12 protein-coding genes are annotated in these 15,497 nt (G+C 36.5%); 10 read left to right on the top strand and 2 right to left on the bottom strand.

Annotation, left to right across the window (positions count from 1 at the left end):
* The first annotated feature begins 499 nt into the window (after positions 1-499).
* Both CUN59_RS04400 and glgP read left to right on the top strand, forming a co-directional pair.
* A complete protein-coding gene (locus CUN59_RS04400) occupies positions 500-931 on the top strand; it encodes a nucleoside deaminase (RefSeq protein ID WP_104386687.1) in 432 nt (143 codons plus the stop codon).
* A 331-nt stretch (positions 932-1,262) separates the two neighbouring features.
* Positions 1,263-3,827: an alpha-glucan family phosphorylase gene (glgP, locus tag CUN59_RS04395; protein WP_104386686.1), complete on the top strand. Its 2,565-nt coding sequence runs from the start codon at positions 1,263-1,265 to the stop codon at positions 3,825-3,827.
* Between the two features lie 323 nt (positions 3,828-4,150).
* Here the strand turns inward: glgP and CUN59_RS04390 are convergent, their stop codons facing one another.
* Together CUN59_RS04390 and CUN59_RS04385 are read right to left on the bottom strand one after the other, a co-directional pair.
* The gene (locus CUN59_RS04390; protein WP_104386699.1) at positions 4,151-4,309 is read right to left on the bottom strand and encodes a YqaE/Pmp3 family membrane protein; all 159 of its coding nucleotides are present in this window, start codon (positions 4,307-4,309) and stop codon (positions 4,151-4,153) included.
* A 99-nt stretch (positions 4,310-4,408) separates the two neighbouring features.
* On the bottom strand, positions 4,409-4,759 hold the full coding sequence (locus CUN59_RS04385) for a translation initiation factor (RefSeq protein ID WP_104386685.1): 351 nt from the start codon (positions 4,757-4,759) through the stop codon (positions 4,409-4,411).
* Between the two features lie 437 nt (positions 4,760-5,196).
* On the opposite strand from CUN59_RS04385, the gene CUN59_RS04380 reads away from it, so the two are divergent.
* The 8 genes from CUN59_RS04380 to CUN59_RS04345 all read left to right on the top strand — a co-directional run bounded on the left by CUN59_RS04380 (position 5,197) and on the right by CUN59_RS04345 (position 15,423).
* Complete coding sequence (locus CUN59_RS04380) at positions 5,197-5,943, top strand: hypothetical protein (RefSeq protein WP_104386684.1); 747 nt, start codon at positions 5,197-5,199, stop codon at positions 5,941-5,943.
* Positions 5,944-6,195: 252 nt separating this feature from the next.
* Positions 6,196-7,014 carry a TRAFAC clade GTPase domain-containing protein gene (locus tag CUN59_RS04375; protein ID WP_104386683.1) on the top strand — a complete coding sequence of 273 codons (819 nt, stop codon included), beginning with the start codon at positions 6,196-6,198 and terminating at the stop codon, positions 7,012-7,014.
* Positions 7,007-7,885: a TRAFAC clade GTPase domain-containing protein gene (locus CUN59_RS04370; protein ID WP_104386682.1), complete on the top strand. Its 879-nt coding sequence runs from the start codon at positions 7,007-7,009 to the stop codon at positions 7,883-7,885. The genes CUN59_RS04375 and CUN59_RS04370 overlap by 8 nt, the downstream gene beginning before the upstream one ends.
* 4 nt (positions 7,886-7,889) lie before the next feature.
* Positions 7,890-10,271, top strand: a complete 2,382-nt coding sequence (locus CUN59_RS04365) for a hypothetical protein (RefSeq protein ID WP_104386681.1) — start codon at positions 7,890-7,892, stop codon at positions 10,269-10,271.
* A 94-nt stretch (positions 10,272-10,365) separates the two neighbouring features.
* Positions 10,366-13,389, top strand: a complete 3,024-nt coding sequence (locus tag CUN59_RS04360; RefSeq protein WP_104386680.1) for a hypothetical protein — start codon at positions 10,366-10,368, stop codon at positions 13,387-13,389.
* Between the two features lie 78 nt (positions 13,390-13,467).
* Positions 13,468-14,454 carry a hypothetical protein gene (locus CUN59_RS04355; RefSeq protein ID WP_104386679.1) on the top strand — a complete coding sequence of 329 codons (987 nt, stop codon included), beginning with the start codon at positions 13,468-13,470 and terminating at the stop codon, positions 14,452-14,454.
* A gap of 354 nt (positions 14,455-14,808) precedes the next feature.
* A complete protein-coding gene (locus CUN59_RS04350; protein WP_104386678.1) occupies positions 14,809-15,030 on the top strand; it encodes a hypothetical protein in 222 nt (73 codons plus the stop codon).
* A 3-nt stretch (positions 15,031-15,033) separates the two neighbouring features.
* Complete coding sequence (locus CUN59_RS04345; protein ID WP_104386677.1) at positions 15,034-15,423, top strand: type II toxin-antitoxin system VapC family toxin; 390 nt, start codon at positions 15,034-15,036, stop codon at positions 15,421-15,423.
* Positions 15,424-15,497 lie beyond the last annotated feature (74 nt).

Here is a 15,497-nt window from a genome sequence, read left to right as displayed (position 1 = left end):
TGGGAAGAACTGTATATATTTTTACTGCTACATATACGTATTAATATTGAATACGCGATGCTGCTTATGATACTCGTATGTATACTACAAATTGAAGTGCGGAATGTGGGTTATAAATTTTGGTTCTTCAGTACCTAATATGCAAAATCTAGTCCAAAAAATTTCGGAAAGCTTGCTATACATAAGAAATAAGCCATAATTTTGAACATTATTACAAAATATTGCCTCTTTTCCCTGTTCCCTGTTCCCTGTTCCCTGTTCCCTCTTTCAGAGTGGTTATTTAGCATAACAAGTACAGTAGAACCTAAATTTTTAATAGATTTAATAGATTTAATAATCAAAATTAATACAGCTAAATGTGCGTTCTTCCTCCAAAACATGAGAAAATGTTCAGAAATCAATCCTTTCATACTTGGTTGACTCACGAAAATAAGTTGATGTATTCTACTGTCAGTAGTAAAATAGTTACAAATATTTTTTATACTAAAAAGCTAAACCTATGGACGAATTTATGCAAGCGGCAATTGCTGAAGCTAAAGCAGGAAAACAAGCAGGGGGAATACCTATTGGTTCTGTACTTGTTAAGGCAGGGAAAATTATCGGTAGAGGACACAATAAAAGAGTTCAAGATGGTGATCCTGTCACCCATGCAGAAATTGATTGTCTCCGTAATGCTGGCAGAATTGGCAATTATAAGGGTACAACACTTTATTCAACACTAATGCCATGCTATTTATGCGCTGGTGCTGTAGTACAGTTTGGGATTAAAAAAGTAGTTGCGGGAGAATCAAAAACTTTTCCTGGTGCTAGGGAGTTTATGGAATCTCACGGAGTGGAAGTTGTGGATTGCAGTTTAGATGAGTGTGAAGAAATGATGAGTGATTTTATTACCAATAACCCAGAATTATGGAATGAAGATATTGGTGAATAATCCTAATACATCAGGGCGGAAGTTGTCTAATGGAAGGAGAACAGCTTTTTTATACTTGCAGTCCTTTAATTAATGTTAAAAAAATATTAAGTTTTTCTGGAGATGTCGAGCGATCGCCCTTGATTTTTCACTAAATTATTAAATCTTACTAAAACTTTGGCAATAATTCCGTAAAAACCCTAAAGTCTTAGTGACTAGTCTAATAACAGTTCTTTTATTATCAATTCTTAACAAAGTTACCAAAATTTGACAAACATAGTATAAAGAATTGGCAACATGAGATAAAAACAGTCAACAATAACCATAGCTGAACTTAGAGTTTTTCCAAACTATGCAGCCAATTCGTACTTTTAACGTATCTCCTTCACTCCCATCCAGGCTAGAACCTTTGCGGAAACTGGCATACAACCTCCATTTTGATTGGAATGTTGAGAGCAAAGACCTTTTTCGGCGCTTAGATCCTGATTTGTGGGAGTCTAGTCATCATAATCCCGTGTTAATGCTGGGGACTATCAGTCAAAGCCGACTTCTAGAAGTTGTGGAAGATGAGGGCTTTTTAGCACAGGTAGATCGAGCCGCACGGCAATTAGAAGATTATTTGCAAGAGCGCACCTGGTATAAAAAACAAAGAAATCAACAGGAAAAGGAATGTTACGCCTATTTTTCGGCTGAATTTGGGTTAGTAGATTGCTTACCTGTTTATTCCGGCGGTTTAGGTGTACTCGCGGGAGATCACCTCAAATCAGCTAGTGATTTGGGATTACCTCTAGTTGGTGTAGGTTTACTTTATCAACAAGGCTACTTTGCCCAGTATCTTAATGCTGATGGTTGGCAACAGGAACGCTATCCCATCAACGATTTCTATAATATGCCCTTGCATTTAGAACGGAATCCCGATGGTACAGAACTACGGATTGCGGTAGACTATCCCGGACGCAAGGTATATGCGCGAGTGTGGCGTGTCCAGGTGGGAACAGTACCCCTGTATATGCTTGATACTAACATCGAACCTAACAAGGCCTATGACCACGATATCACCGATCAATTGTATGGCGGTGATATAGATATGCGTATCCACCAGGAAATTATGCTGGGCATAGGTGGTGTGCAAATGCTCAAAGCCTTGGGTTATGAAGTTACTGCTTACCACATGAATGAAGGCCACGCGGCTTTCTCGGCTTTAGAACGTATCCGCATTCTGATTCAGGAACAAGGACTCAGTTACAGACAAGCTAGACAGGTAGTATCTTCTAGTAATATCTTCACTACTCACACCCCAGTTCCCGCCGGAATTGACTTGTTTGCCCCAGACAAGATTTTGTATTATCTGGGTTACTATGCAGATATCTTTGGTTTACCAAAAGAGCAGTTTTTAGGCTTGGGACGAGAAAACACCGGTGATTTGTCCAGTCCTTTCAGTATGGCAGTATTGGCACTGAAAATGGCCACATTCTCCAACGGTGTGGCACAGTTGCACGGTGTTGTCTCTCGGCAAATGTTCCAAGGTTTGTGGCAAAAAGTTCCTGTGGATGAAGTGCCAATTACTGCCATTACTAATGGTGTTCACGCCCGCAGTTGTGTGAGTAAATCTACTCAGGAGTTATACGATCGCTATTTGGGTCCAAACTGGTCATCAGCACCGCCAGATAACCAATTGTGGGAACGCATGGATGCCATTCCCGATGAGGAGTTATGGCGAAATCACGAACGCTGCCGCCTGGATATGGTGCTGTATGTGCGGGAGCATTTAGTCAAGCATTTACGCGATCGCGGTGCTTCGGCTTCCGATATTGCCCAAGCCCAGGAAGTTCTTGATCCTAACGTTTTAACCATTGGTTTTGCCCGTCGTTTTGCGACTTACAAACGCGCTACCCTATGGATGCGTGATTTGGAAAGAATTAAACGGATTCTACTCGGTAACAAAAACTGCAAAGTCCAGTTTGTAATCGCTGGTAAGGCACACCCCAAAGATATCCCTGGTAAAGAATTAATTCGGGATATTAACCACTTTATCCGCGAACACCATTTAGAAAAACAGGTGGTGTTTGTTCCTAACTACGATATTCACATTGCCCGCTTGATGGTGGCAGGTTGTGATATCTGGTTAAATACCCCCCGTCGTCCCCGTGAAGCTTCCGGAACAAGTGGCATGAAAGCTGCTATGAATGGCTTACCCAATCTCAGTGTATTAGATGGTTGGTGGGATGAAGCTGATTATGTTCGCACCGGTTGGGCGATAGGCCATGGGGAAAATTACGAAGATCCCAATTATCAAGACGAGATAGAAGCTAACGCCCTCTATGAGTTACTAGAGAAGGAAGTTGTACCCCTATTCTATGATCATCGTGATGGTGATGGTTTGCCTCGTCCTTGGGTGGCAAAAATGAAAGATGCAATTCGCTTGAATTGTCCTTTCTTTAATACAGCCCGGATGGTGAGAGAATATGCACAGAGAGCTTATTTCCCTGCAAGCGATCGCTATCATACCCTCACCGTAGATAACTACGCCCCAGCTAAGGAACTAGCAGCTTGGAAAGCAAAACTAGGTGAACACTGGTTTAACATCAAAATCAAAGATATTGATGTATCCTCAGCATCAGATATTGAAGTTAATCAAACCGTAGCCGTTAAAGCCAAGGTAGATTTAGCTACTTTGAATCCTGATGATGTGCAAGTAGAACTATATCAAGGTTCTATTGATGCCAATGGTGATATTGTTAATGCCATACCTGTAGTCATGGATTATCAAGGAAAAGATCCAGATTCCTTAAGTGTGTATACTGCAAATATTACCTATACTACTTCTGGTTTGCAAGGCTTATCTTTGCGTGTCTTACCTCGCAATCAATACCTCTCTAGTCCTTACGAACCCCGTTTAATCGCTTGGGCTGAATAACCCAACAAGGTAGAGGCGTTCTGGTGGAACGCTAGGGGTTTTAATGCCCCCTAACCCCCAATTCTGGGGGAATAAGAATTTCAAAGTCCCCCAAACTTGGGGGATTTAGGGGGCTAAATAAGCATAAAACGAAGATAGATAGGGTTTGCTGAAAAAGTCTTTTCGTGAGGGCTAGGAGTCACCGAGTCACCGAGGAAGAATTAGGAGGAGATAAGAATAGTCTCGAATCTGAGAAAATGATAGGTTTTTAATGGTTTCAATGCTTATTCCTTGCACCTAATTCACTAGCAGATATGCAAATTGAATCTATCTCTCTGATATCGTTACTTCTTCGCAATTATCCACACAGCGTGAACAATTCCAGGAATATAACCAAGTAAAGTCAAGACAATATTAATCCAAAAGTCCAGACCAAAACCCACTTGCAAAAATACGCCTAAAGGTGGCACAAAAATCGCAGCTAAAATTCTCACTAAATCCATACTCATGATATTTATGCTCCTGTTAATGTTCTACATTTCTAGAAATAATACCACCTGCTATACTGGCAATTCCTGAAAAGATAGGGTAAACCGCACTCTTCAACCACCACTAATTTTAGCTTTATAACCTAATTTTACCAAAATCTCTAAAATCTTTTGTTTATGGTCTCCCTGGACCTCGATTTCATTATCTTTCACCGTCCCACCTGTACCACATTGAGCTTTTAACTGTTTTAATAAAGCTGTTAGAGTTTCTGGTTTAGTTTGAAACCCAGTAATAACAGTCACCGTTTTACCCTTGCGTCCAGCGCGAGTGGCTTGGATTCTCACATTTTGTTGATTTGGAGGTAAATCTTGGATTCCCCGTTCTACAGCGCGTTCTAGTGCGGGTGAACTGCCATTACCAAATTCTTGGTAGACAAAGTTTTTATCAGATTTGGGGTTAGCCATAGGTTTTAATGCAGCAAAAATAGACTTTCAGTGTAAACAATTTTAACCTAAGTATTGTAAGGTAGTATCTATTCATTAGAAATTTAGGTATAAGAGTTGGACTTGAGTTTAAGTAGGTAGACCGAAAAATTTAAAGGTATGTGAAGAAAAGTAAAATCTCGCCCAAAACTCTCTTCGGTGTTCCCTGTTCCCTGTTCCCTTGCCCCAACGACAATTTTTAACGTCAACCTACTTATACCAAACAAGCTCAGAAAGATGCTAATAAATTTGCTTCAAAGTATTAAAACTGATTATATTTGATATTGATATTCTAGAATATTAAAATTAGCGCAATTTTGTGAAAATATACATTAAATTTAATAAAATTAAGTTGATTCTGTCAATGCGTAAGTCCTAGATAACGTTTAGATATAAGTAATTTCATCAAAATAATCAACATGGGAGTAGTATATATAGGCGATCGCGCAACAGGTAAGACTCACTTAGCACTAGAGTTAGTCAACCCCAAAGGTGAATATGTCAAAGTTGCCAATCTTGATTATGACAATCTAAGAGTACAACTGTTGGATGAAAACTCACAACCCAAAGCAACAGATCCGCAAATGCCACACCCCAGGTATTTAGAGATGGAGGTGCGTCTACCATCTGGTAATAAGCAAATGATAGTAGATTGGATTGATACAGCAGGGGAGGTGTGGGACAGGAATTTGCAAAAGGATAGTCCTGAACAATGGAATCAATTTTTACCTCTCATTCGCAACAGCGAGGGACTATTGCTTATTCTTCCACCCCATCGGGGCATGAGTTTACAATCAGGTACAGACGCGGAGCAGTTTGTCACACAAAAACAATGGTGTAATCGCTTTGATAGGTGGGTAGAATTTTTCCATCATCAATGTCCCAATGTCAGACATTTAGCGATTTGTATCAATAAAGCTGATTTATTTTGTGATTTGACCCAGGAAGGTGGTAAACTGGCTTATAAGCCCTACGGTAGTTCCCTGAACTGGCAGCAGCGGCATACTTATGTTTTACAAAGATATTTTCGTCCGATTTATTCCCAATTAGAACAATTAAATAATGGTCTTTCCGGTGGCTCGGTGCGGTGTTTTATTACATCTATTTATCATCGAGGTTTATTAGAATTACCTTGGATTTATTTGGGGAGTTTTTTAGCGAAATAGCTGGGAATTGTATTAAACAAATTTTTTCATGGATTGAAACCAGTGCCGACGATTAGAAATCACATTTACACAGACGAAAACCGCCGGTACGGGTTGGGAATTCACTATTTACAGCCTATTTTGAACCCTCTCCTACCGTCCCCTTGTTCAGGGGAGGGAACGCGACTCTGTTTGTATAGGTGCAAATTCCATGGCCGGGACTATTCATCATTCTCTCTTGTTTAAATAATTAAATAATTAAAAGGGTGTAACATGGGTAACATTCATATCATCGGACCACAGGCTTCTGGCAAAACTACTTATTTAGCGGCTTTAGCTTATCAACCACCAAGAGCAAGGCAGAAAAATTTTAAAGTTCAAGCGTTGAATGAAGAAACTAGAGAATTAGCAGATAAGGCGGAAAACATTATTTTAGAGGGTGCATCCTTAGAACCTACTCAGAAATATGTGAAAACAATTGATGATTTAAAAGTCTATTCATTCATTATTGAAATTCAGAAAAAATGGCGAAAGCTAGAGAAAATAAGTTTAGCTGTCCGAGACTATCCAGGAGAAGTTTTTAAAGAGTTGGAATCAGTTTCTGCTGATCCATTACATGAAGAATTTATGAATGAGTGTTTAAGTAAAGATACTCAAGGGTGTTTAATTTTATTAACAGAGTGGAGACAAGGAACAGATAAATTTTATAAACGAGTCTTTAAAAGGTTGATAAATTTAATGGATAAACAGGAGAGATTGTATGATTTACGGTTAGCTGTAGCCATGAGTAAATGTGAACGGGGGGAACTGTGGCCTGGGCGATTAGATCCTGAAAATGATTTATTTGCCATTCATTTCCCAGAAACTCTGTCATTTTTAAAAGACAATATTCCTCCTAAAAATTTACAGTTTTATGCTATATCTACTTTTGGGGTTTTAGGAAGTAAAAATCCGCGCCCCAATCGTAAGGAAGAATTAGGAACAAAAGGCAGATATGCTGTGTTACGAGAAACTAATAGTTGGTCGCCCTATGGGATGATTTCACCTCTCTATTGGTTAAGTACGGGTAAGAGGATGAGAGAAGATGTTTAATTTATTTAAGAATAAAAATCAGCCCCCATTACAAAGTAGTGGGGTGTTACGAATTATAGGCGATCGCTCTTCTGGAAAAACTACATATATGGCCTCCTTAGCCCGATGGCCAAATGCTGATCCTGATAGTCCAGTTCAGGCTGTAACGGCTGTGGACGAAGGGGGAGAACACTTACTTAGTAAAGCTCAAAATATCTTAGAACAGGGGTTAGAACTAGAAAGAACTCCATTAGCTTTAACTGTATCAGATGTCAATGATTGCACTTTACAAATTACTCTAAAAGAAAAAAAATTAGGTTCTAAATTACTGAATTTAAATATCAGTTCTAAAGATTATTCTGGTGAATTTTTCGATGATTTATTACATCAAAGCAAAAATACCCAATTAGATGAATATTTAGAAGACTGTTTACAGTGTAATGGTATTCTGTTTTTGGTTGATGGTAGTAGTCGGCGCAAAGATTTAGAATATGCCAATGGTTTAGATAAATTGCTGTTAGCACTTGACCGGAATGATCTGGGTGGAAGTAAACGGCGAATTGCCTTAGTTTTGAATAAATGTGAACAATCTGATTTGTGGGTAAATCGAGATCAACCAGGGTTTTTAGCATCAGCAAGATTTCCCCAAGTTTGCAGAAAATTACAGTCATGGCAACAAATAGGAGGGGGTAATATAGAATTTTTTACAGCTTCAGCCTTTGGGATGTTGGGTAGTAAATATCCTGAACCAAATGTTAACTTACTCACTAAAACTAGGGGGGGAGTAACAGCAGTAATTAAAAATCCCAAACTTTGGCGGCCTTTTGGTTTAGTTGCTCCCATTTATTGGCTTTGTACAGGTTCACGTCATCCAGAATTAGATAAAGGTTAAAAATATGAATTCACCCAGAAATGTTGAAATTCATGAATTTAGTACAGGTATTCACGTTCAACGAAGGGTTAATGGTTGGGTGTCTCTGGGTTTTACAGGACAATACATGAACGCCACTATTAACCCTATTCCTCAAGTTGTAGAAAGGTCTATTGCTAATCAGGAATTTGCTTTAACAGAAGGTTCATCTACGGAAAAACCAGCAATTATCGGCCGCATAGTAGGAAGTGGTGATGATATTTGGTCTGTGATGGCCGTTGTCACACGAGGACAGGATGAAGTGGGACGCAGTGCGGCTTTTTATCGTTATTTTTTGTGTCAGGGAGATAATAATTTACGGTTTATATTAACTTGGTGGGAACAAGACCAAAAACCAACATTTAACCCCTTAGATTTTGAAGGTAGTCCTTTTTTATTTATGGGAGAATCTGGTCAACCTCACCTGACAAAGGAGGATGAATCTTTACCGTTTGAACAGGATCAAGCAATAGTATTACCAGCAGAAAATCAAAGTGATTTATTTACTCTTAACACTTTAGCAATCATAAAATTTAACAAGTCTAAAAAAGTTTTACCTGTTGCGTGGGCTTTTAATGTAGAAGCATTGGAAAAACCGGAGCGGTTTCAGGTAATTCAACCAGCATCACAAAGAGCCTGTGATGGATTAAAACGAGCCATTGCTAATGCTGCTCAGGTTGTTTCAGCAATAAATGTTGATGAAGCGGCGTTAAAATCTGCTATTCGCAGTTTAATAAATAGTTCTACCGTCAAACCGGAAGCAGTACAAGAAATTGTTAAAGGGTTAGAAACTAAGGAAATTGAATCTGATTATTGGGAGAGTTTATTTAATGCTCAAGGTGCGGAAAAAGCGATTAAGCAAAAAATCTATAGCTCCCAAATGGTGCGACTAATGACGCTCAGAGCAATGGTAATTCCAGAGAGTTTACCGCAGTTTTTGACATGGTTGAATATTCAAGCTGGTAAAAAACCTGATGAAAATCAAACTGTGTCTTTAGAATTGCAAAAAGCTATTCGGGGTTTAGCTTTATTCCCTAAAGAACAACTAACAAAAGGAATTAGATATCTACTATTAAATTTATTCAATAAGAACATATCGGTAGATAGTCTCTCTTGGTTATTAATGATAGAGGGTAGTGCTTGGGTTTATGCTCAGAAAGAGTTTATTGCTGATATTCGGGATGATTTACAATTAATTTGTAATTATTTTTCTGGTCCGAGGACTTTAGACAAAACCAGTTCTTACCCTTATTTTGTATCTCAAAATGATTTCCAATTCTATCATGTTCAACCACCAATTAAAAAGGATTCATGGCAAAATAATTTTAAATGCCAAAAGGAAATTTGGACAACTTTAATAAATAGTTGGCAAGGTATTAAAGGAGGATACTATAAAGGGGAAGAATATCAACCTTTCGCTGAATTATTTGAAAGGTTAAAACAATATGATTTAGCTGCATATTTTTATCAAGTGAGTGATGGAATAGTTAACAAAGATTTATATTATGAAGTAGCTAATCAACAATATCGTCATAGTCGCTCACCTGTTGTTTTTGGTCTAGAAATCGAACCAAAAAAGAATTTAATTGATCATGTCCTTGATTTTATTACCCAGGAGTATATTGTGCCAATTCAAGTTGTTATTCCCCTTTCACTATTCATCTTAGTCAGTGGTTGGTTTATCGGTACAAAAACTTGGGAATCTCAGACTAGTGCAACTGAAATTGAAAAATCTTTGTGTAGCAAGACTTTCCAAGATGATAAAAACAAAGATATTAAAAACTGTCAGGTTATAGTTTTAGATCCGGGTTATAGTTTTAATGAAATAAAGCAATTAATTCCAGCAGTTGTGGATGATGTTGTTAATGAAAAAACAACACAAGATCCAACATCTAACAACGTTGACAACAACGGTAAACAAATATCAAGAAGAATGGGAGAAAAAAAAACAGAAGAAGATACACGAGAAGAGGACGTAGAACAAAAGCTAAAAGGAATTTTACCAGGAGGCGTAGAACTTCAATACAGGGATTTAAAACCTGGTAAAGAACCGACAGAGTTAAAGACTCAAAAGGAATGGATAACAGCAATTTATAATTATCAAATTAAAAAGGGGCTAAAATATCAAAAAATTGCAGTTAATGCAAATGAAAACAATCAATGTAACCTGCCAATATTATTCGGGAAATGTTTATGGTCATCGGGACAGGATGATAGACATAAGGATGTAGTAGATGTAAAAAATTCTGAGCTTTACAGTAAATTGAAAGCTGATATTTTAGCAGCCATGAAACCACCAGAAAAATCTCCAACACCAAAAAAATCTCCACAACCTGGTAACATAAAGTCAGCAAATCCCAAAAATTAGTCGGTTTTAACCGACTTGAGCTATTAGACAGGGAATTGATTCCCTGTCAAACTAATTCCCTGTCCAATTGACTAAAAGCTAATTGGGGAAATAAATGAACTCACAAACACAAGCATCACTCAAAGCAGCAATTAGGAAATTAATCCACAGTTCCCAACTCAAACCGGAAACTGTGCGGGTAATTGTGGAAGGGTTAGAAAATGAGGATATCCCCTCTGACTATTGGGAAACTCTATTTAATAAAGAAGGTGCTGAAATTGCCATCAAACAAAAAATTTATAGTCCCCAAATGGTGCGGTTGATAACCCTCAGAGCAATAGTAATTCCAGAAACATTACAGGAGTTTTTGGCATGGTTGAATATTCAAAAGAGTAATAAACTTGACGAGCATCAAACTGTTTCTTTAGAATTTCAAAAAGATATTAGGCCTTTATTTCCCCAAGAGCAACTAACAAAAGGGATTAACTATCTACTAATAAATTTATTGAATAAGCAAATATCGGTAGATAATGTATATTGGTTATTAACTACAGATGGTAGTGCTTGGGTTTATGCTCGAAAAAAGTTTATTACCGATGTTAAATATGATTTACAATTAATTCGTGATTATTGTACTGGACAACTGGACAAGAAATTTTTTAAATGCCGAAAGCAAGTTTGGGTAAGTTTAATAAATAATTGGAGAAGTATTCAAAAAGAAACTCACAAAAGCGAAGAATATCAACCTTTGGCTGAATTATTGGCAAGGTTAAGAGAATATGAGTTAGCTGCATATTTTTATCAAGTGAGTCAAGGCAGTGTTACTAACGATTCTAATATTACTGTTTACGGCTTACAGATTAAACAGAAAGCGATTATTGAAATTCACGAATTTAGTACAGGTATTCACGTTCAACAAAGGGTTAATGGTTGGGTGTCCCTGGGTTTTACAGGACAATACATGAACGCTACTATTAACCCTATTCCTCAAGTTGTAGAAAAGTCTATTGCTAATCAAGAATTTGCTTTAATAGAAGGATCATCTACGGAAAAACCAGCAATTATTGGCCGGATAGTAGGAAGTGGTGATGATGTTTGGTCTGTGATGGCTGTTGTCACACGAGGACAGGATGAAGTAGGACGCAGTGCGGCTTTTTATCGTTATTTTTTGTGTCAGGGAGATCATAATTTACGGTTTATATTAACTTGGTGGGAACAAGACCAAAAACCAACATTTAACCCCTTAGATTTTCAAGATAGTCCTCATTTATTTATGAGAGAATCTGGTCAACCTCACCTGACAAAGGAGGATGAATCTTTACCGTTTGAACAGGATCAAGCAATAGTATTACCAGCAGAAAATCAAAGTGATTTATATACTATTAATGCCTTAGCAATCATAAAATTTAACAAGTCTAAAAAAGTTTTACCTGTTGCGTGGGCTTTTAATGTAGAAGCATTGGAAAAACCAGAACTGTTTCAGGTAATTCAACCAGCATCACAAAAAGCCTATGATGGATTAAAACGAGCCATTGCTAATGCTGGTCAGGTTACACAAGCACTAAAACCAGCAATTAGGAAATTAATCCACAGTTCCCAAGTCAAACCGGAAGCCGTGCAGGTAATTGTAGCAGGGTTAGAAAATGAGAATGTCACTCCTGAAGATTGGGAAACTTTATTTAATAAAGAAGGTGCTGAAATTGCCATCAAACAAAAGATTTATAGTCCCCAAACGGTGCGACTAATGACGCTCAGAGCAATGGTAATTCCAGAGAGTTTACCGCAGTTTTTGGCATGGTTGAATATTCAAGCTGGTAAAAAACCTGATGAAAATCAAACTGTATCTTTAGAGTTGCAAAAAGATATTCGGCCTTTATTGCCTAAAGAACAACTAACAAAAGGAATTAGATATCTACTATTAAATTTATTAAATAAGAAAATATCGGTAGATAATGTATATTGGTTATTAACTACAGATGGTAGTGCTTGGGTTCATGCTCGGAAAAAGTTTATTACCGATGTTAAATATGATTTACAATTAATTTGTGATTATGGACTGCTGGGCAAGAAATTTTTTAAATGCCGAAAGCAAGTTTGGGCAAGTTTAATAAATAATTGGAGAAGTATTCAGGCAGGATACTATAAAGGGGAAGAATATCAACCTTTGGCTGAATTATTGGCAAGGTTAAAAGAATATGAGTTAGCTGCATATTTTTATCAAGTGAGTCAAGGCAACATTTCTAACAATTTATTTTATAACATGGCTTATGAAAGATATATCCAACTTCATCCTAATCGAGATAAACTTTCTAAAATTTTGTTTGATGACGTAGCTTATCAAAAATATCGCAACTCTGATATTACTGTTTATGGTTTACTGATTAAACGGAAACCGATGTTGGTTGAATTTATAGATCATGTCCGTAATTTTATTACTTTGGAGGTTGATATGAAAATTCAATTTGTTGTTCCTCTTTCACTATTAATCTTAGTCAGTGGTTGGTTTATCGGTACAAAAACTTGGGAATCTCATACTAGTGCAACTGAAATTGAAAAATCTTTGTGTAATAAGACTTTCCAAGATGGTAAAAACTGTCCGGTTATAGTTTTAGAGCCAGAAACAAGTTATGCTTTTAATGAAATCAAGCAATTAATTCCAGCAGTTGTGGATGATGTTGTTAATGAAAAAACAAAACAAGATCAAACATCTAACAACGTTAACAACAACGGTAAACAAATATCAAGAAGAAGGGGAGAAAAAAAAACAGAAGAAGATACACGAGAAGAGGACGTAGAACAAAAGCTAAAAGGAATTTTACCAGGAGGCGTAGAACTTCAATACAGGGATTTAAAACCTGGTCAAAAAACGACAGATTTAAAGACTCAAAAGCAATGGATGACAGCAATTTATAAATATCAAATTAAGAAGAATGTAACATATCAAAACATTAATAATATAAAAGATGTAAAAGATTCTGAGCTTTACAAGAAATTGAAAGCTGATATTTTAGCAGCCATGAAACCACAACAAAGTAAAAATAAAAAATTTTCTTCAACCCCGAAAACACCAAAAAAATCTCCAACACCAAAAAAATCTCCACAACCTGGTAATATAAAGCCAGCAAATCCCAAAAATTAGTCGGTTTTAACCGACTTGAGCTATTAGACAGGGAATTGATTCCCTGTCTAATTGACTAAAAGCTAATTGAGGAAATAAATGAACTCACAAACAGAAGCATCACTCGAAGCAGCAATTAGGAAATTAATCCACAGTTCCCAACTAAAACCGGAAACTGTGCAGGTAATTGTGGAAGGGTTAGAAGATGAGAATGTCACTCCTGAAGATTGGGAAACTCTATTTAATAAAGAAGGTGCTGAAATTGCCATCAAACAAAAAATTTATAGTTCCCAAATGGTGCGGTTGATAACCCTCAGAGCAATAGTAATTCCAGAGAGTTTACCGGAGTTTTTGGCATGGTTGAATATTCAAAAGAGTAATAAACTTGACGAGCATCAAACTGTGTCTTTAGAGTTGCAAAAAGATATTCGGCCTTTATTTCCCCAAGAGCAACTAACAAAAGGGATTAACTATCTACTAGTAAATTTATTGAATAAGCAAATATCGGTAGATAATATATATTGGTTATTAACTACAGATGGTAGTGCTTGGGGTTATGCTCAAAAAAAGTTTATTACCGATGTTAAATATGATTTACAATTAATTGATAATTATTTTACTAGACAACTGGACAAGAAATTTTTTAACCCTTTTCAGCACCGAAAGCAAGTTTGGGCAACTTTAATAAGTAATTGGAGAAGTATTCAGGCAGGATACTATAAAGGGGAAGAATATCAACCTTTTGCTGAATTATTTGCAAGGTTCAGAGAGTATCACTTAGCCGCATATTTTTATCAAGTGAGTCAAGGCAACATTTCTAAGGATTTATTTTATAATATGGCTTATGAAAGATATATCCAACTTCATCCTAATGGAGATAAAGTTTCTAAAATCATCTTTGATGAAGTAGCTTATCAAAAATACTGCAAGTCTAATATCTCTGTTTACGGTCTACAGATTAAACGGAAACCGACGTTGGTTGAATTTATGATCAATGTTGTAATTCAAGGTTTAATTTCACCCATCATTATTTTGTTCTGGTGGATATTGTTTGTGCTATCCAAAATCTTGGAATATTTTTTATAATACAGGACTTACGCACAACGGAACGAAAGTAGGGGTAATTCATGAATTACCCCTACGGAAGAATAAGGGTTTCAGCTACATCTTGCATGATAATCTACTTTTACATACTAGCCGGCATAACATCAGCCTTAAATAGTTCCTAAAAATTACTGAATTGTTGTAAAATATAAATACTGCATTGAAAAATGATAAATTGCAAAAACGTAAGCATTCAGGTGAGGTGATAAGATCCCCGACTTCTAAGATAGATTTATGCTTTCCGAATAAAATCAATCAAAGAAGTCAGGGATCTGGAAACGGAAGTTTGTAAATTTATGGGTTTCCTTTCCTTACGGACAATAAGAGGATAAGAAAATGAATACTAAATTACTTGATTCCTTAATTCAAATTATTAACTCTTTAAGCGATGAAGAAAAAAAGATCATTTCTCAAAATATAACTACATCGTTTCCTGTGCAGCAAAATAATTCTATAAATTTAGAAAATGAACCATTTATTGGAATGTGGAAAGATAGAAAAGATATGGAAGATAGTAATCAATGGTTACGTCAGTTAAGACAAAATGAGTGGAAATAGGAGATGAATAATATTATTGTTGTAGATACCGATATTTTAATTGACTCTGCTAGAAGTATTCAAGTTGCTATTGATAAACTTGAATCATTAACCAACGATTATTCCATAGCAATTAGTATAATTACAAAGATGGAGCTAATCGTTGGTTGTCGCAATAAAAACGAATTACAAAACCTGGAGAAGTTTTTGCGAAACTACACTTTGATAGCTGTCAATGAAAATATCTCTCATAAAGCTGTTGAACTATTAATTAACTATAAATTGAGTCATGGTCTATTAATTCCTGACGCTTTTATTGCAGCAACAGTAATTAGTATTAATGGTTATTTACTAAGCAAAAATCAAAGTGATTACCGCTTTATTAACGAACTCAATTTACACCCTTATCCCTAAAAATCAATATTTAGGGTTTGCTGAACAAAGCTATAACCGTTTATTAATAGGGGTTTCGCGGATTTTAAGAACAA

The sequence above is a fragment of the Cuspidothrix issatschenkoi CHARLIE-1 genome, from assembly GCF_002934005.1.
GTDB lineage: Bacteria > Cyanobacteriota > Cyanobacteriia > Cyanobacteriales > Nostocaceae > Cuspidothrix > Cuspidothrix issatschenkoi.
Note: the sequence above shows the minus strand (reverse complement) of the source record. Positions and strands in the feature narration are given on the sequence as shown.

Bases quoted from the DNA above. Each gene is read 5' to 3' on its own strand.
- CUN59_RS04400 (WP_104386687.1), top strand. From the start codon at position 500: ATGGACGAATTTATGCAAGCGGCAATTGCTGAAGCTAAAGCAGGAAAA.
- glgP (WP_104386686.1), top strand. From the start codon at position 1,263: ATGCAGCCAATTCGTACTTTTAACGTATCTCCTTCACTCCCATCCAGG.
- CUN59_RS04390 (WP_104386699.1), bottom strand. From the start codon at position 4,309: ATGGATTTAGTGAGAATTTTAGCTGCGATTTTTGTGCCACCTTTAGGC.
- CUN59_RS04385 (WP_104386685.1), bottom strand. From the start codon at position 4,759: ATGGCTAACCCCAAATCTGATAAAAACTTTGTCTACCAAGAATTTGGT.
- CUN59_RS04380 (WP_104386684.1), top strand. From the start codon at position 5,197: ATGGGAGTAGTATATATAGGCGATCGCGCAACAGGTAAGACTCACTTA.
- CUN59_RS04375 (WP_104386683.1), top strand. From the start codon at position 6,196: ATGGGTAACATTCATATCATCGGACCACAGGCTTCTGGCAAAACTACT.
- CUN59_RS04370 (WP_104386682.1), top strand. From the start codon at position 7,007: ATGTTTAATTTATTTAAGAATAAAAATCAGCCCCCATTACAAAGTAGT.
- CUN59_RS04365 (WP_104386681.1), top strand. From the start codon at position 7,890: ATGAATTCACCCAGAAATGTTGAAATTCATGAATTTAGTACAGGTATT.
- CUN59_RS04360 (WP_104386680.1), top strand. From the start codon at position 10,366: ATGAACTCACAAACACAAGCATCACTCAAAGCAGCAATTAGGAAATTA.
- CUN59_RS04355 (WP_104386679.1), top strand. From the start codon at position 13,468: ATGAACTCACAAACAGAAGCATCACTCGAAGCAGCAATTAGGAAATTA.
- CUN59_RS04350 (WP_104386678.1), top strand. From the start codon at position 14,809: ATGAATACTAAATTACTTGATTCCTTAATTCAAATTATTAACTCTTTA.
- CUN59_RS04345 (WP_104386677.1), top strand. From the start codon at position 15,034: ATGAATAATATTATTGTTGTAGATACCGATATTTTAATTGACTCTGCT.